The following is an 18,070-nucleotide window of genomic DNA, read 5'->3' on the forward strand; positions in this document are numbered from 1 at the left end:
CCTCCCCTGGGGGCGCCCCTACGGGTAACGTTTCGCCCGTGCTGGGCTCGGCACTACCGCTTGCCCCCTCCCTTTGCCGCAGGCAAGGGGAGGGCTGGGGAGGGGTAAATTCCTGCCTCAGCGGTACGGCCCCGGCCCGCGCCACAGCAGTTCGCCATAGCGGTACACGTACATCACGATGACGAACTGGCGGGCATCACCTATGTCCTGCAACTCCGGCGAGCCGGCCTGCAGCATGCGGCACTTGCTGGAGCCGCGGCGCAGCGCGACTTCGGCCGGGCAGACCATCAGGTAGGTGGTGCCGGGCAGCGGAATCGACAGCTCCTTCTTGCCATCGACTTCCTTGGCCCCGTCCATCCAGGCGCGCAGCTTTTCCTCGCTGAGCAGGTCATAGATGATCTGGTAGCCGCCGACTTCCATCGCCGGCTCACCCGCGCTGCGGTCGACACGGCGGCCACTGTCATTGCCCTGGCCTGCCGTACGCCCGTAATCGTCCTGAGCGGTGGTCCGCTCCAGTGAACCGGGCGGACGCCCGGTCCAGGTCTGTGGCCGGCGCGGCACGGTTTCCGACGGGCTGGCTGCCGGTGGCGGTGCGGCCGGGGCCTGCTCCTGCGCCTGGGTTGGGGCTTGCTCCTGCTCCGGTTCGCTGGGCGGCTCGATGTAGCGCGCCTCCGGTACCGGTTTGCGCTCCTCGCTGCGCCGCTGGGTGGTGGGCTTGGGTTGCGCGCGGGTGGGCTTGTTGGGCTTGTCCTGCGGCGGCACCTTGCTTGGCTGCGTGGACGGCGGTGACTCGCCGAGGAAATCGACCTTGACCCGGCCGCCCCCCGAGGATCCCTGCGGTGAGGCCACCACCGGCGGATTGGAGTGCAGCAGGAGCAGCAGCATCAGCAGGTGCAGCAGCACGGTGATCAGCGCCGCGGCCCAGCGGTCGCGACGTTCATGCCAGAGCTTGAGAGTGAACCGCGTCGGGGAGGTGGAGGTGCTGGTCATGCCGCGTCAGGGGACTGGAAGTTGCTGCCCTCGTGCGGACGTCACGCCGAGCCACCGATAGGGAACCGGCATGGTAACGCCTGCGCCGGGCACACAACCGTGCCATCAGTGTTGCGGCCGGTTGCCCTCCGCGATTGAAGTGGGGCGGGCAAGGGTGACAAACCATGGGCACAGTTGCGCCATCGCGCTGCGACATCTGTATCGAAGGTAACCGTGGGCGGCTTCGGCCTGTGGCCGGGCTATGATGCGCCTCCCGTCGCGTCTATCTGGCGGGCCCCACACAACAATGGAAACAGCTGCATGCGCATCCTGCTTGCCCGCCACGGCGAAACGCCGTGGAACGCCGAAGGCCGCTATCAGGGCCAGATCGACATTCCCCTCTCACCGGTAGGTGAGGCCCAGGCCAAGGCCTTGGGCGAGCGGCTGGCCGATGTGCAGATCACCCGCGCCGTGGCCTCGCCGCTGAGCCGGGCGCAGGCCACCGCCAAGGCCGCGCTGGGCAGCGCACGGGAAAGCATGCTGCTGACCGAGCCGGACCTGCAGGAAATCGCCCACGGCGAATGGGAAGGTCTGCTTGCCAGCGAGATCGATGAAAAGGACCCCGCACGCCTGCGCGCCTGGCGCGAGGAACCCGACACCGTGCTGATGCCCGGCGGCGAATCGCTGCGACAGGTGCTGGACCGCAGCTGGCGCGGCCTGACCGCTGCCGCCGAAGGGCTGGGCGAAGACGACACCTTGCTGGTGGTCGCGCATGACGCGGTCAACCGGGTGATTCTGTGCCGCATCCTGGGTTTGCCGATCTCCAAGCTGTGGAGCTTCCGCCAGGCCCCGACCACGCTGAACCTGCTCGAAGGCCCGGACGTGGAGCATCTGGAAGTGGTGCGATTGAACGACTGCGCCCACCACACCCCGTTCTTCGGCGAAGCCAAGCACCGCGCGCTGTAATCGGACCACGTAGCCCGCTTCGGGTAGTGCCGAGCCATGCTCGGCTGAGGCTCTACCGGTGAAGCTCCTGCCGAGCATGGCTCGGCACTACATTTGGCATTGCCGGTGACGCCTCTGCCGAGCATGGCTCGGCACTACGCCCCCTCCCTTTCGCGCAGCGAAGGGGGTGAAGAAGGCCTGCTTGCGCGCCACTGGCGCGCGGCCTGATGAACGACCGAAGGCTGTGCCTTCGGGCCGGGCGGGCTGGGGAGGGGTGCTTTGGACAGCAAACGCAAAGCTCCAAGCAAAAGCCAACCCCCTCCCAACCTCCCCCTTGGCTTGGCCAAAGGGGAGGAGCAAAGCAGCTAGCCGCCTTGCCGCTATTGCTGCAAGACGATCAGAACGCGATCTGCGCCCACACACCGGCTTCGTGGCTTTCCTTGCGCGCCGTTGCGGTCTCCTGCACCACCTGCTTGCCCACTGCCGCCAGCCGCAGGTTCTTGTTCGGCTTCCATTCCACGCCAACCAGGTGGTACCTCTCCTTGTTGCGCGGGTCGATGTCCAGACTCATGCGGCTGTCCTCGTGCCGGGTGAACACCGCGTACTGCGGACTCAGCTGGTAGCTGCCCCACACCGACCAGCCGCGCTGATCGTCGCTGCCCGGCTTGACCACACGGGTCCAATCCTCCGCCTGGAAATACTGCGCGCCAATCCGGCCACGCTCGCCTACCCAGCTGGCCATCGCGTTCCAGCGCTGCGCGGTGTGCTCACGCGGCCGGTCGCCGGCATCCAATGCACGGGTCCCGCGATAGCCGCCCAGCGCGAGCTCAACGCCTTTGGCCGGCGCCCAACCAACCCGCGCCTCGATGTCCGGGCGATTGCCCAGACGCGGCTTCTGGTAGCCACCACCGGTGATCACCGAGGCGGCATAGGTGAAGTCGCCATGGGTGTATTGGCCATGCACGCCGTAATCCGCTGCAACGCCCATCTTGGTGCGGGTGATCAGCGCACCGTCAACATAACGGTAGCCATCCCGCGCCGATTCCTGCTGGATCCACGGCGTCGGCGCATTGCCGAAGCGCAGCCAGGTGCCCTTGCCGAAACTGCGCTGCAGGTAGGCGTGACGCAGCCATACATCGGTTGGGTCGCTATTGCGCAGCCACTGCACATCGGTGGTGACCTGCGCCGACCACTGCTGGTTGAAGCGATGATCCACGGTGATGAAAGTGCGCTTCAGGTCCATCGCCAGACCTTCATCAGCGCTGACCACGCCATCACGGTCGAGCTGGCTGGCATTGACGAAAATCTGCGCCGATACCTTGGTGGCCGGCGTGGCGTCCTGTGCCCAGGCCAAACCCGGCAGACACAGCGCGGCCAGCGCGGTGGCCAGTGCATTACGGGAAACAAACTGCATCACAACTCTCCTGATGCCAGCCTAAGCTGACGGTATGCGGTCAATCGCGTGTGTTCTTGAACTCTGTCGCTCGGCCAAGCAGCCGCCCTGCCTGAACTCTCCGGGGCGGGGGCGGTGGTGAAGCAATGACACTCCAGCGCCTCCTGCACGCCCATCACAGGCTTACGGCGGCTGCGCCTGCAGCGCCGATGGCGGGACCGGTTTGAGCAGGGATGCCGTTCCGAAGCAACATGGCGCTGCCATTGTTGAACGCGGCATCCCCCGATAGCGGCGGCAACCGGCATTCATTGAACGAATGTTTGTCATCCCGTCGATTTTTGCCATATGCGCTGGCGCTACGGCTACCGCCCGCAGCTGTTTTTGGGACTCATCCGACGGACTACCCGGCCCGGCACCCCGTACAGCAGGCTTCGCAAGCGTGTTCATATCCTTGGGCCTTTCCCGAATGAGGCCATTGTCGGCATCCGCCCGCAGCACAACCCTGATGAAAATCAATTCAGCAAGCATCGTCACCCAGCTCGCGCCGGCGCGCCTGCCATCTGTGCGCCATACCCCATAACCGCCGCCTCCGCGCCCCGCCCTGCAGTCCGCACGCAGCGGCTTTTGCACAGCCGCAACATTGCCTGGCGCACAATCACAGGTGCCCGTTCCCGCCGTTTCCACTGAAGACGGCCTCTACTGCCGCCCACTCCCGCGAGGTCTGCCATGTCTTACGTCGATGGTTTTCTGGCCGCCGTGCCACTGGCCAACAAGGCCAAGTTCATCCAGCACGCACACACCGCCGATGCGCTGTTCATCGAGTTCGGCGCGCTGCGCGTCACCGAGTGCTGGTCCGATGACGTGCCACATGGAACGCTGACCGACTTCTACCGCGCCGTGCAGGCCAAGGATGATGAGGCGGTGGTGTTTTCGTGGATAGAGTGGCCGGACAAGGCCACCCGCGATGCTGGCATGCGCCGGATGATGGAAGACCCGCGCATGGACCCGGCCACCAATCCCATGCCCTTCGATGGCAAGCGCCTGGTCTACGGTGGGTTCCTGCCGGTGGTGCATCTGGGCGAGTAAGCGCGCAGCCCGGCGCGTGGCGCGGGCAATGAAAAGGCCAGGACGCTGCCTGGCCTTGTCGTATCTGTTGTGGCTGCGCTCAGCCGTTGCTGCGCGCCATCTGCGGCGCCTGCAGCACTACCGTTTTCATCGAAAGGCATTCGGGGCATACCCGTTCCAGCACTTTGATCACCGGTGCGTAGACCGCCTTGCACTTGTTGCACTGGACGCGTCCAGCCATGTTGGCTTCCATAAGCCTCCCTCTTGTTGCATTCCAACGTCCCTATATGGCGTTGAAAGCCTGCATTTCAAGCGCTGAAGCTGAACCCGATGCGGCGCGGCACCGCATCGGGCAGATAACTTCGCCTTGTCAGCGCCCGCCGCCCAGCACCAACAACATAAGCAGCAGTACCAACACTGCGCCCAGCACCGCGAAGAAAATCTTCCATGCGCTGTAGGGGCGCTCACCGGCCAGTGCACCGGTATAGCCATTGGCCAATATCTGGAAGCTGCGCGAACCATAGGTGTAACTGACCAGCCACACCGGCACCAGGATGTGCTTGAAAGTGCGCTTGCTGTAAGTGGCCTGCACCTGCAGGTTGCGCTGGGTATCACCGGGCACCTGTTCGGAACACAGGTAGCGGGTCTGCGCCTGCATCTGCTCCTCACCAAGCTGCGCGGCCTGGCGCAGATCCACCTGGTAACGCTCCACCGTCCAGCCGCGCACGAACTCTGGCGAGTACGGCTTCAAATCGCTGGTGGTCGGGAACCGGCCGATCTTGTCCAACAGTTCCGGATGCACACCTACCGTTCCCGGCACCAGCTCATCGTCGAAGAAGTGCTGCAGCGAACCGGATGCAGGCTCCCAGCGTATCCGCCGTTCCTGCCGGGTCTGGCTGTTGCCCTTGGAATCGCGGTAGCTGACGCTGACGTAGTAGTAGTGCCCGGCCTCGGCAGTCCAGCGCGCGGCAACCTGCGCATCGAACGTCCAGTACGGCAGGTACATGCCCTTGAGCGTATCGGTCAGCGCAGCGCGCTTGAGCTTGCTCGGCGCAAACCAGCGCGTGCCATACCACTTGCGGATGATGTCGCGTACCTGGCCGTCGCTGATCTTGAACGGCAGCACGCTCTGCGGGGTGATCGCATCGCCCAGCGACTCGTGATCGATGATCGATGGCGAACCGCAGAACTCGCAGCGGTCGGCCACCTTGCCATCGACGAACACCGAGATTGCATGGCAGCTCTGGCATTGCACCTCGCGCGGCTGCGCGCCGTAGCCGCGTTGCTCGGCCGGGGTGGCGGCCATGCTCTGCAGCATGCCGACCACGCCGCCCTGCGGCTTCGGCGGCAACGGAGGCGGCAGCGCCGCCTCGTCCTGCAACCGCTTCAAGGCGGCCAGCAGATCCTGCTCGACCACACCACCACTGCCATCGCCCACGCCTGCGGCCGCCTCCGACAGCGGCACGATGGTGCCGCAGTAGGGACAGGCCAAGGCTTGCTTGGCGGCATTCCATTGCAGATCCCCGCCGCATTCCGGGCAGGGATGTTTGCCAACTGTTGCGTTGTTCATCAGCCGCGCAGGAACTCTTCAAGTGCGGAACGGGCAATACGGGTGGCATTGCCGATCTTGCGTGCCTTCAGGTCACCGGCGGCAATTGACGCCATCACGTCCTCGACCGATACCGACAAGGCCTGCGCGGCCTGTTCGGGGGTGAGCACGTCCAGCGCGACAGCATCACCGGCAGCAGGCAACGGCGGCGGTACCGCAGCACCCGGCACCACCGGCGCTCCGGTCTGCATGTTGCGCATCATTTCCTGGGCCATGCCAAAGCCCATCGCCATCTGTGCCGGCACTGCGGCAGCAGCAGCACCTTCGCCGCCCTCGCCCATGCCGTGGCCCATCTGGTATTTGACGTAGTCGTTGAGGTTGCCGATCACGCCCATGCTGGAACGCTTGTCGATGGCCTGCTCCACTTCCGGCGGTACCGACACGTTCTCCAGGATGAAGCTGGTGATCTCGATGCCGTACTTGCTGGTCATGGCCGGGTTGATGATCGGCAGCAGCGCCTCGCCCAACTCGGAGTAACGCGAAGCCACGTCCAGCGCCGGCACGCCGGCCTTGGCCAGCGCCTCGGTGAACACGCTGACGATGCGCGAACGCATGGTGTCGGCGAACTCGTCCAGACGGAAATTCTGGTCGGTACCGGCCACTTCCTTGAGGAACCTGGGCGGGTCGACGATGCGGAAATCGTAGGTGCCGAACGCGCGCAGGCGGACCACGCCGAAATCAGCATCACGCATCATCACCGGGTTGGACGTGCCCCATTTGTTGCCGGTGAACAGGCGCGTATTGAGGTAATAGACATCGCACTTGAACGGCGATTCAAAGCCGTACTTCCAGCCCAGGATGGTGGACAGCACCGGGATGTTCTGGGTGCTCAGCGTGTGCTTGCCCGGGCCGAACAGATCGGCGTACTGGCCGGCGGCGACGAACTGCACCATCTGCGACTCGCGCACGATCAGCTGCGCGCCATTCTTGATCTGGCGGTCCTCGTCGGGCCAACGGTAGGACAGCGTATCCCGCGAGTCATCGGTCCACTCGATGATCTCGATCAGTTCCTTCTTGATGAAGTCCAGAATGCTCATGCTCAATCCCCAGTCGACAAGACCGTGATTCTACGGCCGGATTGTTAACAACGCGCGTGACGCCATGCAGACATGACTGCGCGCAGCATAGGTACATCTTTTGTACCTGGGGGACGCCATGCGTTTTCTGACCCTGTTGTTGACGAGCCTGTTCGGGCTGGCCCTGGCCGTAGGTGGCAGCTGGCTGCTAGCCCTGCACGGCAGCCCGTTCTACCTGCTCAGCGGCCTGCTGCTGCTGATGGTTGCCTGGGGCCTGTGGCGCCACCGGCGCTGGCCTACCTGGCTGTACGCCGGTTGGCTGCTGGTGCTGCTGGCCTGGTCACTGTGGGAAGCGGGCCTGTACTGGTGGCCGCTGGCCACCCGCCTGGGCGTGCCGGTGCTGCTGGGCCTGCTGATGGCCTTGCCGGCCGCGCGCCGCTCCAGCCCGCGCGGCTATACCGGCCCGGCCGGTTGGCCGGTGCTGCTGGTCTCGCTGGCGGTGGCGGCGGTTGCCTTGGCGGGCATCCCGCGTCACCTGCACGAGATCGACGGAACCCTGCCGATGGACATCGTCAACGCCAACCCGGCGCTGGGCGACAGCCCGCAGCCGGACGGCGAATGGCAGGCCTACGGGCGCAGCGGCTACGGCCAGCGCTACTCGCCGCTGGCGCAGATCACCCCGGCCAATGTCGGCCAGCTGCAGCTGGCCTGGCAGATGCAGACCGGCGACGTGCGCCTGCCGCAGGACGTGGGTGAGACCACCTACGAGGTCACCCCACTGAAGATCGGCAACACGCTCTACCTGTGCACGCCGCACAGCCTGGCCTTCGCGCTGGATGCCGATACCGGCAAGGTGCTGTGGAAGTTCGACCCCGCCGCCGGCATGGAGCCACAGCGCCAGCACCAGACCTGCCGCGGGCTCTCGTACTACACCGAGCCCACCCCCGCCGCCGCAACAACGCCCGCCAGCACGGCGGCGACCGCTTCCACAGCCGCCGCGCCTGCACCGGCGGCCGTGCCCGCAGCGGGCCAGGCCTGCAGCAGCCGCGTGTTCCTGCCCAGCGCCGACGCCAAGCTGCACGCGCTGGATGCGCAGACCGGCCAGCACTGCACGGATTTCGGCAACAACGGCGTGCTCGACCTGCTGCACAACATGCCGTTCAAGCAGGCCGGTTATTACTACTCCACCTCGCCGCCGCTGGTGGCCGGCGGCAAGGTCATCGTCGCTGGCGCGGTCAATGACGACTATGCGATCAACTCGCCCTCGGGCGTGATCCGCGCCTATGACGTGCACAGCGGCCAGCTGCTGTGGAACTGGGACTCCGGCAACCCCACCCAGACCGCGCCGCTGGACCCGAACAATCCCAACCAGGTCTACACGCCCAGCTCGCCGAACAGCTGGTCGGTGGCCAGTGCCGACGAAGCACTGGGCCTGGCCTACTTCCCGATGGGCAACCGCACCCCCGACCAGCTCGGCATGTACCGCAGCCCGGCCGAGGAAACCTATGCCTCATCGGTGGTGGCGCTGGATATCGGCAGCGGCCAGGTGCGCTGGGTGCAGCAGTTCGTGCATCACGACCTGTGGGACATGGACACCCCGGCGCAACCGGTACTGCTCGACCTGGACCTGCCGCAGGGCCGCGTACCGGCGCTGGTGCAGCCGACCAAGCAGGGCGACATCTATGTGCTGGACCGCCGCGACGGCAAGCCACTGCTGCCGATCAGCGAGCGCACGGCGCCCCAGCACGTGGACATCCCCGGCCAGCACGCCGCCCCCACCCAACCCTCCTCCGCGTTGAGCTTTGAACCCAAGCCACTGCGCGAGGCCGACATGTGGGGCGCAAGCCTGATCGACCAGATGCTGTGCCGCATCCAGTTCCGGCAGCTGCGCTATGACGGCCGCTATACCCCACCAACACTGCAGGGCAGTCTCATCTACCCGGGCAACTTCGGCACCTTCAACTGGGGCAGCGTGGCGGTGGACCCGCAACGGCAGGTGATGTTCGGCATGCCGACCTACCTGGCCTTCGTGTCCAGGCTGGTGCCCAAGAACGAGACCGGCGGGCGCGCGATGAACAAGGGCGAGCACGGCCTCAACGAGAACAAGGGCGCTGACTACGCGGTGGAGATGACGCCTTTCATGTCACCGATCGGTGTGCCCTGCCATGTGCCACCGTGGGGCACGATCGCCGCCGCCGACCTGCGCACCGGCAAGATCGCCTACCAGCACCGCAATGGCACCATCCGCGACCTGTCACCGATCCCGTTGCCGATCCGCATTGGTGTGCCCGGTATCGGCGGACCGATGCTGACCTCCACCGGCGTGGCCTTCATGAGCGCGGCCACAGACGACAACTTCCGCGCCTACGATCTGGCCACCGGCAAGGTGCTGTGGGATGTGCGCATTCCTGCCGGCGGACAGGCAACGCCGATGACCTACCTCAACAGCCAGGGCGAGCAGATGGTGCTGCTGGTAGCTGGCGGGCACGGCTCGACCGGCACCAAGGCTGGCGATTATGTGCTGGCGTACAAGTTGAAGAAGTGAGGTCTTTAATGGCTGAAGCAGGGGCAGAAGCACCCCTCCCCAACCCTCCCCTTGCCTTCGGCAAAGGGAGGGAGCACAAGCAACAGCTTCAGCACCGCACGATCCGCCCCCTCCCTTGCGCAACGCGTAGGGGAGGGTTGGGGAGGGGTGCGTTTCGCCAGGAACTCAATCAGCCCAGATCAATCCGTGGCACGTCGTACCAGGCAGCATCCGGGAACCGTTTCATCACCCAGTCGCGGATGAAGCCGCGGCTGTCGGCTGCGATCAGCTCGTCAGTGCTGTCATCGCGGCTGTTCCAGGCCACGCCATGCAGGGCGATGCCACGCGCGGCGAGCGCCTCCAGCGACAGCAGGGTGTGATTGATGCTGCCCAGTCGCCCGGAGGTGACCAGCAGCACCGGCCATCCCTTTTCGGCCACGTAATCAATCGTCAGCAACTGCTCGGTCAACGGCACCATCAAACCTCCGGCACCTTCGATCAACACGGTCTCGTAGCGTTCGCATAAGCGCGCGGTGCCCGCTTCGATCGCGGCAAGATCCAGCGGTCGCTGCTCCAGCCGCGCCGACAGATGCGGCGATGCCGGGTAGGCGAACAACGCCGGCATGGTGGTGCCATCGCGGTCCTCGTCGAACAAACCCGTGCCCATGATCCGCCGGTGCAGCAGGATGTCGTCGGAGGCACCCACGCAACCGGTCTGCACCAGCTTCTGGGTGATCACGTTTTCACCCCGTGCCGCCCATTGCTGGGCCAGCCAACCGGTGACCACGGTCTTGCCGATCTCGGTATCGATGCCACTGACAAATACGATCCTGCCACTCATGCGCGCATATCCTCGTCCTGCAGGCTGGCCACGAGCGCAACCATGCCTGCGCACAGCTGTTGCAGCTGCGCATCGTCGATCACAAATGGCGGCATCACATAGACCAGTCGGCCGAATGGCCGGATCCAGATACCGTGTTCCAACATCCGCTGCTGGATGCGTTCCAGCCGCAGGCCAGCCTTCAATTCGATCACGCCGATCGCACCGAGCACACGTACATCGGCAACCTGCGGCAGCACGCGTGCGGGCGCCAGGCCCTGTTCAAGCTGGCCTTCAATCGCCGCTACCCTGCCCTGCCAATCCTGCGCCAACAGCAGCTGTACCGACGCCAATGCCACCGCACAGGCCAGCGGGTTGGCCATGAAGGTCGGGCCGTGCATGAACACGCCCGGTGCGGCGCTGGCGATCACATCGGCCACCTCGCGCGTGCACAGCGTGGCAGCCAGGGTCATGTAGCCGCCGGTCAACGCCTTGCCGATGCACAGGATGTCCGGGCTGATGCCGGCGTGCTCGCAACCGAACAGGCGGCCGCTGCGACCGAAGCCGGTAGCGATCTCGTCACAGATCAGCAAAACGTCGTGCGTGCGGCACAGTGCCACCAGCTCACGCAGATACTGCGGGTGATAGAAACGCATGCCACCGGCGCCCTGTACCACCGGTTCGATGATGAAGGCAGCCAGCTGATCGGCACGTTCGGCAAACAGCTGCGCGACCGGTGCGATGTCGGCAGGGTCCCAGTCGTCGCCGAAGCGGGTCTGCGGGGCGGGAACAAAACAACGCGACGGCAGCGACGCGCCGAACAGACCATGCATGCCGGTGACCGGATCGCAGACCGACATCGCGTTCCAGGTATCGCCGTGATAGCCCGAGCGGGTGGTGGCGATATTGCTTTTACCGGGTTTGCCGCGCGCCACCTGGTACTGCACCGCCATCTTCAACGCCACTTCCACCGACACCGAACCAGAGTCGGCGTAGAAGATCGCATCCAGCCCCTTGGGCACGATCTGCAGCAGCTGCTTGCCCAGGGCGATGGCCGGCTCGTGGGTGAGCCCACCAAACATCACGTGCGACATGCGCCCAAGCTGCTCGACCACAGCCTGGTTCAGCTGCGGGTGGTTGTAACCATGAATGGCGCACCACCATGAGGCCATGCCATCGATCAGCTGGGTGCCGTCGTCCAGCTGCAGCAGCACGCCGTCGGCGCGCGCTACCTTCAGCACCGGCACCGGGCTGCCGAGGGCGCTATAGGGGTGCCACAGGTGGTCACGGTCGAATTGATCAATCAGCATTGTCGGGTACATATCACGCCACGGCAGCGCGGCTTGCAGGGGGCGTACCTTACCGCTTGCGCGGCTGGCCTGCATGCATCAGCGGCAGCGGGTCGAACGGGCCGTCGCCAGCGTAGATGCCGTAATGCAGGTGCGGCGGTGTGCCGCGCGCATTGCCGCTGTCACCGACAAAGCCCAGCACATCGCCCGCCTGCACGATGCGCCCGTAGGCCAGCCCCGGCACCCAGTCCTGCAGATGCGCGTAGTAATGCCGTTGCCCGGCCGGCCCGATCACCCATACCTGGCGCCCACCCAGACCACTGTCGCGCACCGCCGCCGCCACGCCATCGGTAGCTGCGAGCACCGGCGTACCACGCTTGGCGAAGATATCGACGCCATGATGCTTGCGATCACGGCCGCGTGGCGCGCCGAAGGTATCGGCGATCTGGCGCGGTTTGATGCCCTGCACCGGCACGGCAATGGCCGTTGGCGCCGGCAGGCGGGAGAGCTTCCAGCTTTCGCGGGCGACCACGCTGAAGGGCTGCTGCCATAGCCAGTTGCCGGCCAATGACAGTACTACCAGCAATAGGAGCAAGCCTGTCGCGCGTAATGGCGTGATGCGTGGGGAAGAAGTCAAAGTGCACCTGATGAAGGTCTGCTGGATGCCAAAAGCTAGCAGGTGGTTGTGGCGAATTTCCACAACATTTTCATTACCGGAATTCGGCGGTTAGCACTTCAAATTCGCTTCACATTGGGCGCATATAGCGCACACGCAACGCAGCTAGATTGTGCACCTCCGAACCCATCGCACATGCATCCCGCACGTGGACATTCTCTACTTCATCACCCGTACACCGGCGATTCCCGCAGCGATGTATCTGCTGCTATTGACTTGTGCATGGTGCTTCAGTCGATTGCTTTTCGATGCCATTTCAATCCTGGGGCTCATAGCATTGCTGATGGCCTTCCTGGCGAGTAGCGGTGAAGCATCAATGATCATCGCGCTCATCGCGGTCGTCCAGCTAATGCTGAGTTTCGCTGGCGGCAGGCTGCAATGTGGCAGCGGTGTGAATGGTGGTGCTCATGCACTGTCGGATCGTGGTTGATGGGGTAGCTCAATGCTGCGAGCTTCGCGGCTTATGCCGCTCCCACAAAAGGCGGGGCAATGCACCGTTGTAGGAGCGACGTCAGTCGCGAAGCTCGTGCATCTTCAGATCGCAGGCAATTTGGCCAATCATTGACGCCAGCTTCGCGGCTTATGCCGCTCCTACAAAAGGTGGGGCAATGAACTGTTGTAGGAGCGACGTCAGTCGCGAAGCTCATACATCTTCAGATCACAGATAAGTTGATCGTTCATTTATGTCAGCTTCGCGGCTTACGCCGCTCCCACAGCCACAGCACTGACGGCCATCAGAACGATGCCTGCACGGCAGCTTCCCAGCGGGTGCCTGCGGCGTTGTCGCCAAACAGTTCCCGCGCATGCTGATCGGTGAAATGCCCACTCAGGCGCAGCTCCACCGGGGCAGCCACCGACCAAATCGCACTGAGTTGGCCGTGTGCGTAGCCACCGCCCGCCGCATCCTGCAGCTGGTACCAACCAGCAGCGGCTTCAAGCCGCAGTTGCGGCGACACCGGCACACGTACCCCGAGCTGGCTGTACAAGCCGTCCTGCGTAGTTCCCAGCGCCTGCGGTGACCAGCCCAGCGACAGCCAATAGTTGTCCTTCCAGGTCAGCGTGGTGTTGAGCTCGGTCCAGTTGAGGTCGACCGTGGTGGCGGGGTAGCGGTAGTGCAGCAGGTTGGCGTCCAGCGTCCACGCACCAGCCAGCTTGCCGTTCCAGCCGACGATGAAGTCCAGCTCGCTGCTGGCATGCGTTTCCGGCGCGAACTCGACGCTGGAACCGGAGACAGCGGCGTACGCCCCATAGGCGCCGGCCAACCGAAAGCCTGCCTGTATTGCAGCATCGCCCTGGCTCTGGCTGGAGCCGCGCCATACGTAATCACTGGTCAGTACGGCGCTGCCGCTGGTGTCGATGGCCAATGCATCGGCACTGGCGGCGAGGGCAACAAGGGTGGCGAGACACAACGAAGCACGGCGGGTTTCCATGGGCTTTCCGAAGGCGGCCACGCGAGCTGCGCGGCGATGCGGAATTGTTCCCGCCGCACACATAAACCGGCGATGGCGGCAGACCCGTATCTGCATCAAATCTGCGTAAAACCGCTGTACCGCTGCCCAGGATCAGTCCTGCACGATGAATACCTGGCGGGTGCCTCCCGCCGGCATCGGCTCAGCGAATGCCGGTTTGATCTCCATCGGCACCCAATCGCTTTCACAGCGGGTGAACTGCCATTGACTTGGTTTGAAGCGCGCTGCCGCGCCATCGGGCTCGCCGATGAGGAATTCAGCCTGGATGTCGTAATCGATCAGCGGCGCATTGAACCAGACATTCTCCCCGGCCTTGCAATCGATGAACGCACGCGAGCTATCCAGCACCCAATCCCCGCTCTCCGGGTCGGGGTGATAGACCGGGCTGATGCGCTGATCAGCGGCCAGCCGCATGCGCCCGGGCGTCATTTCCAGCGCGCTTACCCACAGGCCGGCCAGCTGCACCGGCGCGGGGAACTGCAGCGCATCCAAACCACGCAATCCCAGCGCACGTTGCGGCTCGCCGTTATCGAATACATCGCGGCGGTTGACCAGGCTGCCCTTGGGAGCCGTGAAATCGCCATATTGAAAGTCACGCTCGAGTACGAACTGCGCACGACTCGCCCGTTGCCAGGCCTCGATATCGAACTCGCGCTTGAACTGCAGCAGCTTGTAGCCCAGCACACCCACCCACGCCGCCACCAGCACTACGAAGATGGTGCTGATCCGCGTCTTCCAGTTGAAGAAGGCGCGCCAGCCGCCTTCGCCGTGGCGAAGGAAGTACAGCACCTGCACAAACAGGCCAATTGCGACCGCTGCACCTACCAGCGGCAGCACCCACACCAGCAACAGGAACGGCCACGAGATCAACGGTCCAAAAATCATCACGCAAACAACTAAACCAAGACCGCCGCATGGTAACGCTTCAGCAACCGCGCGCATGCGATGCCGGCATGAGGACCAAACAAATCCGCATCAGTCAACGGCCATTGCCCTCATCTGGACTCATATGCGCAGCGCGAAACCCGGCAGAATAGTGTCCCCTGCACCCATCTATCGCCATGAAGTACAGCCATACGCCCCTGCATACCCTGCGCAGCTGGTTGAGCATCGAACGCAACCAGACCAGCCACGGTGAGAAGTTGATCTCGGCGCTGGGCGCGTTGCTGGGCATCAGCGTGGTGTACCAGATCACCCATTGGTGCTTCCCCGGCGGTTTCAACCATGCGGGCGGCGCGATCCTGCTGGCGTCGATGGGGGCAAGCGCGGTGCTGGTGTTCGCGGTGCCACACGGCGCGTTGTCGCAGCCGTGGGCGGTGATTGCCGGCCATCTGGTGTCGGCGTTCATTGGCGTCAGCTGCCAATTGATGTTTCCCGAACAGGCCTGGACCGGCGCCCTGGCCGTTGGCCTGGCAGTCGGCGCGATGCACTATCTGCGCTGCATCCACCCGCCCGGCGGCGCCACCGCACTTGCCGCAGTGATTGGTGGCAGCGACGTGCATGCGCTCGGCTACCACTACCTGCTCACGCCGGTGGCGATCAATGTCGCCGCCATCCTGCTCGCGGGGGTCGCGTTCAACGCCTGCTTCGCCTGGCGGCGTTACCCGGTGCATCTGCACCGGCTGCGGCAGCAGACCGCCGTTGTGCCCTCCTCACAGCGCCGCGTGGACCTGACCCAGGAAGACTTCCATGCCGCCATCGGCCAGCTCAACTCCTTCGTCGACATCACCGATGAAAACCTGACCGAGCTGCTGGAGCTGGCCAAGCAGCATGCCGAACGCGATGCACTGCATCCGGACCAGATCGAAGCCGGCCACTGCTACAGCAATGGCCGCCTGGGCCGCGCCTGGAGCGTGCGCCGGGTATCGGTAACACCGGCGTTGTCGGGGCCGGCCGCCGATCGCCTGGTGTACGCCGTGGTAGCCGGCGATGGCATCGGTGATATCGGCCATGCCACCGCCGCCGAGCTGCGCCAATGGGCGCGTTTCGAGGTGACACTGCGCCCAGGCGGACGCTGGGCCAAGCTGGGCAACGATTGAAGCAGATGGCCGCAGACGCCTGGCAAAGGCGGCGATTGCTCACAGTCGTCGCTCATCCGCAAGCCCATTCGACCACGCTGAAAATCCGCCGATTGCTCTGATTTCCAGCTGTTTTTCAAGTCTTACAACACGCGCATAACGGCGGATAATCAACCGCCCCACCCCTCGCTTCTTCCCTCCCATGAGCATTCTGCGACCGCGCAGCATGCCGTTGGTGCTGGCCGCGCTTTGCGCGACCGGACCGCTCGGCATCGATATGTACCTGCCCAGCATTCCCACGATGGCCAACGACTTCGGCACCAGCGCCGGCGCCATCCAGTTCAGCCTGATGACCTTCTTCCTCGGCCTGATGCTGGGCCAACTGGCCTATGGCCCGCTCTCCGACAAATTCGGGCGCAAGCCGCTTATCCATGTAGGCCTGGCGATCTTCAGCCTGGGCTCGGTGGGATGCGCGCTGGCCGGCAGCATCGAGCAACTCCACTGGCTGCGCTTCGTGCAGGGCCTGGGTGGCTCGATCGGCATGGTCATCGCATTTGCCATCATCAAGGATGCCTTCAGTGGCGCGGCGATGGGAAAACTGATGTCGATGGTGTTGGCGGTACTGGGACTGTGCCCGGTGCTTGCGCCGCTGGCCGGCAACGCGTTGCAGTCACTGGAATCGTGGCGGCTGATTTTCTGGGCGCTGGCCGCCTGGGGCGTGCTGGTCGCCATCGTGGTCGCCGTGCTGCTACAGGAAACACGCAGCGTTCAAGCACGTGCCGGCTTTGCGCTTGGGCGTACGGCGCACACCTACCTGCAGATCCTGCGCGACAAACGTTTCCTGCCGTTTGCAATGGCGCTGTGCATTGCCCAGGCAGGCTTCTTTGCCTATATCGCCGGGTCTTCCACGGTGTTCATCCGCTACTACCAGTTGTCGCCATTGCAGTTCAGCCTGCTGTTCGCACTCAATGCCGCCGGGCTGGTGGTCGCCGCCATCCTCAATCCACGCCTGCACGCACGCATGGGGGCGTTGAAGACATATCGCATCGTCACCCTTACCTACTTCGGCGTGTTGGCCACGCTGTTGCTGGCGATGCTGGCCGGCATCAACGCCCTGCCGCTGCTGTGCACCGGCTTGTTCATCACGGTGGCATTGCTCGGTTTGCTGATGCCGACCGGCAGCCAACTGGCATTGATGCAACAAGGCCAGCATGCAGGGACGGCCTCTGCGCTGCTGGGCGCCTTGCAGTTCGGTGCCGGTGCCTTGATTACCGCCGTGTCCGGTTCCCTGGCCCATCTGGGCGGAATAGGCCTGGTGACGGTGATGGCCGCATGCGCGGCGCTGTCAGCGGCCATCTGCCTGCTGCTGTTTCCACGCCGCATCGAGGCCTGAGCCGGTACTCGGACGCGCCCTTGGCAGGCTCACCAAGGGCGCCGCACAAGGCTTTCCGGCTGCGCGTGCTCACAGCCTCGGCAATTTCAGCAGAGCCCGCAGCGGCGTGTTGGGTACGCCAAGCCGGATCAGTATCGACTACCGATAACACTGACCTTACCCGCAGCAAGCGGCGCTCAATCGCGGTCGGGGGCGCCCAGTGGGAACAGATGGCGGTAGCTGCGTGCCTCGTTCACCGCACGCGCGAAGGAAGGGCGTCGCAGCAGGCGTTGGCGGTAGTCCAGCAGCAACGGGTAATCGTCGCTGATACGCTGCACCCAGTCGGCATAGAACAGCGCCGGCGCGGCTGCGCAATCGGCCAGCGAGAACACATCGCCGCAGGCCCATGTGCGGCCCGGCAGCTGGCTTTCCAACCAGGCATAGGCCAACTCCAGCTTCTGCACGGCAAACGCGCGCGCCTCTTCGCGCTTGCCATCGTCGCCAGTCATGGCACCGGCCACCGCATGCTGCACCGGGCTCATCACGTGCAGGTCGAAGAATCGGTCATGGAAGCGCACATCCAGTGCGGCCATTGGCAGCTCGGGCAGCAATCGCACTGGGCCGGGATGCTTGAGCTGCAGGTATTCGATGATGACGCTGGTTTCCACCACGCTGTGGTCACCATCAACCAGCAACGGAAACTTGCCCAGCGGCCAACGCTGCAGCCATTGCCCGATGTGCTCGGGGGTGTCCGGGCCCAACAAGCGGAACTCGAAGCCGATGGCGTTCTCGTACAGCGCAATCAGCGCCTTCTGCGTATACGAGGAGAACGGGTGACCATAGAGCAGCAGCGACATGGCGAGACCTCCGTGACTACAGCAGCGTGACAACGATGATGCATTGGC

General features: G+C 64.5%; 17 protein-coding genes. 6 read left to right on the plus strand and 11 right to left on the minus strand.

Annotated features, from left to right (window positions below):
* Positions 1–117: 117 nt before the first annotated feature.
* Positions 118–990: a type II toxin-antitoxin system RelE/ParE family toxin gene (locus ACVOKO_RS12300; protein ID WP_346499194.1), complete on the minus strand. Its 873-nt coding sequence runs from the start codon at positions 988–990 to the stop codon at positions 118–120.
* Between the two features lie 300 nt (positions 991–1,290).
* On the opposite strand from ACVOKO_RS12300, the gene ACVOKO_RS12305 reads away from it, so the two are divergent.
* Complete coding sequence (locus tag ACVOKO_RS12305; RefSeq protein WP_303749072.1) at positions 1,291–1,935, plus strand: histidine phosphatase family protein; 645 nt, start codon at positions 1,291–1,293, stop codon at positions 1,933–1,935.
* Positions 1,936–2,311: 376 nt separating this feature from the next.
* Here the strand turns inward: ACVOKO_RS12305 and ACVOKO_RS12310 are convergent, their stop codons facing one another.
* Positions 2,312–3,328 (minus strand): hypothetical protein, encoded by a 1,017-nt coding sequence (locus ACVOKO_RS12310; protein WP_346499195.1) that lies wholly within the window; start codon positions 3,326–3,328, stop codon positions 2,312–2,314.
* A 705-nt stretch (positions 3,329–4,033) separates the two neighbouring features.
* Here ACVOKO_RS12310 and ACVOKO_RS12315 point away from each other — a divergent pair.
* On the plus strand, positions 4,034–4,393 hold the full coding sequence (locus ACVOKO_RS12315) for a DUF1428 domain-containing protein (protein ID WP_346499196.1): 360 nt from the start codon (positions 4,034–4,036) through the stop codon (positions 4,391–4,393).
* 79 nt (positions 4,394–4,472) lie between these two features.
* On the opposite strand, the gene ACVOKO_RS12320 is transcribed toward ACVOKO_RS12315, so the two are convergent.
* The 3 genes from ACVOKO_RS12320 to ACVOKO_RS12330 form a co-directional block, all read right to left on the minus strand.
* The gene (locus ACVOKO_RS12320) at positions 4,473–4,613 is read right to left on the minus strand and encodes a hypothetical protein (protein ID WP_346499197.1); all 141 of its coding nucleotides are present in this window, start codon (positions 4,611–4,613) and stop codon (positions 4,473–4,475) included.
* A gap of 129 nt (positions 4,614–4,742) precedes the next feature.
* On the minus strand, positions 4,743–5,942 hold the full coding sequence (locus ACVOKO_RS12325) for a TFIIB-type zinc ribbon-containing protein (RefSeq protein ID WP_346499198.1): 1,200 nt from the start codon (positions 5,940–5,942) through the stop codon (positions 4,743–4,745).
* Positions 5,942–7,018 carry an SPFH domain-containing protein gene (locus tag ACVOKO_RS12330; protein ID WP_346499199.1) on the minus strand — a complete coding sequence of 359 codons (1,077 nt, stop codon included), beginning with the start codon at positions 7,016–7,018 and terminating at the stop codon, positions 5,942–5,944. Before ACVOKO_RS12330 ends, ACVOKO_RS12325 begins: the two co-directional genes overlap by 1 nt.
* A 118-nt stretch (positions 7,019–7,136) precedes the next feature.
* Between ACVOKO_RS12330 and ACVOKO_RS12335 the strand changes: the two genes are divergently transcribed.
* The gene (locus ACVOKO_RS12335; protein WP_346499200.1) at positions 7,137–9,542 is read left to right on the plus strand and encodes a membrane-bound PQQ-dependent dehydrogenase, glucose/quinate/shikimate family; all 2,406 of its coding nucleotides are present in this window, start codon (positions 7,137–7,139) and stop codon (positions 9,540–9,542) included.
* Positions 9,543–9,711: 169 nt separating this feature from the next.
* Here ACVOKO_RS12335 and bioD read toward each other — a convergent pair whose 3' ends face one another.
* The 3 genes from bioD to ACVOKO_RS12350 are packed head-to-tail and all read right to left on the minus strand — an operon-like array spanning position 9,712 to position 12,279.
* Positions 9,712–10,362, minus strand: a complete 651-nt coding sequence (gene bioD / locus ACVOKO_RS12340) for a dethiobiotin synthase (RefSeq protein ID WP_346499201.1) — start codon at positions 10,360–10,362, stop codon at positions 9,712–9,714.
* Positions 10,359–11,651, minus strand: a complete 1,293-nt coding sequence (gene bioA, locus ACVOKO_RS12345) for an adenosylmethionine--8-amino-7-oxononanoate transaminase (RefSeq protein WP_346499202.1) — start codon at positions 11,649–11,651, stop codon at positions 10,359–10,361. The genes bioD and bioA overlap by 4 nt, the downstream gene beginning before the upstream one ends.
* 49 nt (positions 11,652–11,700) lie before the next feature.
* Positions 11,701–12,279 (minus strand): M23 family metallopeptidase, encoded by a 579-nt coding sequence (locus tag ACVOKO_RS12350; RefSeq protein WP_430980769.1) that lies wholly within the window; start codon positions 12,277–12,279, stop codon positions 11,701–11,703.
* Between the two features lie 175 nt (positions 12,280–12,454).
* Here ACVOKO_RS12350 and ACVOKO_RS12355 point away from each other — a divergent pair, with 175 nt between their 5' ends.
* Positions 12,455–12,736: a hypothetical protein gene (locus ACVOKO_RS12355; protein ID WP_346499204.1), complete on the plus strand. Its 282-nt coding sequence runs from the start codon at positions 12,455–12,457 to the stop codon at positions 12,734–12,736.
* A gap of 304 nt (positions 12,737–13,040) precedes the next feature.
* Here ACVOKO_RS12355 and ACVOKO_RS12360 read toward each other — a convergent pair whose 3' ends face one another.
* Together ACVOKO_RS12360 and ACVOKO_RS12365 are read right to left on the minus strand one after the other, a co-directional pair.
* Complete coding sequence (locus ACVOKO_RS12360; protein ID WP_346499205.1) at positions 13,041–13,736, minus strand: TorF family putative porin; 696 nt, start codon at positions 13,734–13,736, stop codon at positions 13,041–13,043.
* A gap of 132 nt (positions 13,737–13,868) precedes the next feature.
* Positions 13,869–14,660 carry a hypothetical protein gene (locus ACVOKO_RS12365; protein ID WP_346499206.1) on the minus strand — a complete coding sequence of 264 codons (792 nt, stop codon included), beginning with the start codon at positions 14,658–14,660 and terminating at the stop codon, positions 13,869–13,871.
* Positions 14,661–14,836: 176 nt separating this feature from the next.
* On the opposite strand from ACVOKO_RS12365, the gene ACVOKO_RS12370 reads away from it, so the two are divergent.
* Both ACVOKO_RS12370 and ACVOKO_RS12375 read left to right on the plus strand, forming a co-directional pair.
* Positions 14,837–15,814 (plus strand): HPP family protein, encoded by a 978-nt coding sequence (locus ACVOKO_RS12370; protein ID WP_346499207.1) that lies wholly within the window; start codon positions 14,837–14,839, stop codon positions 15,812–15,814.
* A gap of 181 nt (positions 15,815–15,995) precedes the next feature.
* A complete protein-coding gene (locus tag ACVOKO_RS12375; RefSeq protein WP_346499208.1) occupies positions 15,996–17,186 on the plus strand; it encodes a multidrug effflux MFS transporter in 1,191 nt (396 codons plus the stop codon).
* 176 nt (positions 17,187–17,362) lie between these two features.
* On the opposite strand, the gene ACVOKO_RS12380 is transcribed toward ACVOKO_RS12375, so the two are convergent.
* Positions 17,363–18,022, minus strand: coding sequence for a glutathione S-transferase family protein (locus tag ACVOKO_RS12380; RefSeq protein ID WP_346499209.1), 660 nt, complete (start codon positions 18,020–18,022; stop codon positions 17,363–17,365).
* Between the last annotated feature and the right edge of the window lie 48 nt (positions 18,023–18,070).

Source organism: Stenotrophomonas sp. STEN240 (assembly GCF_056756175.1).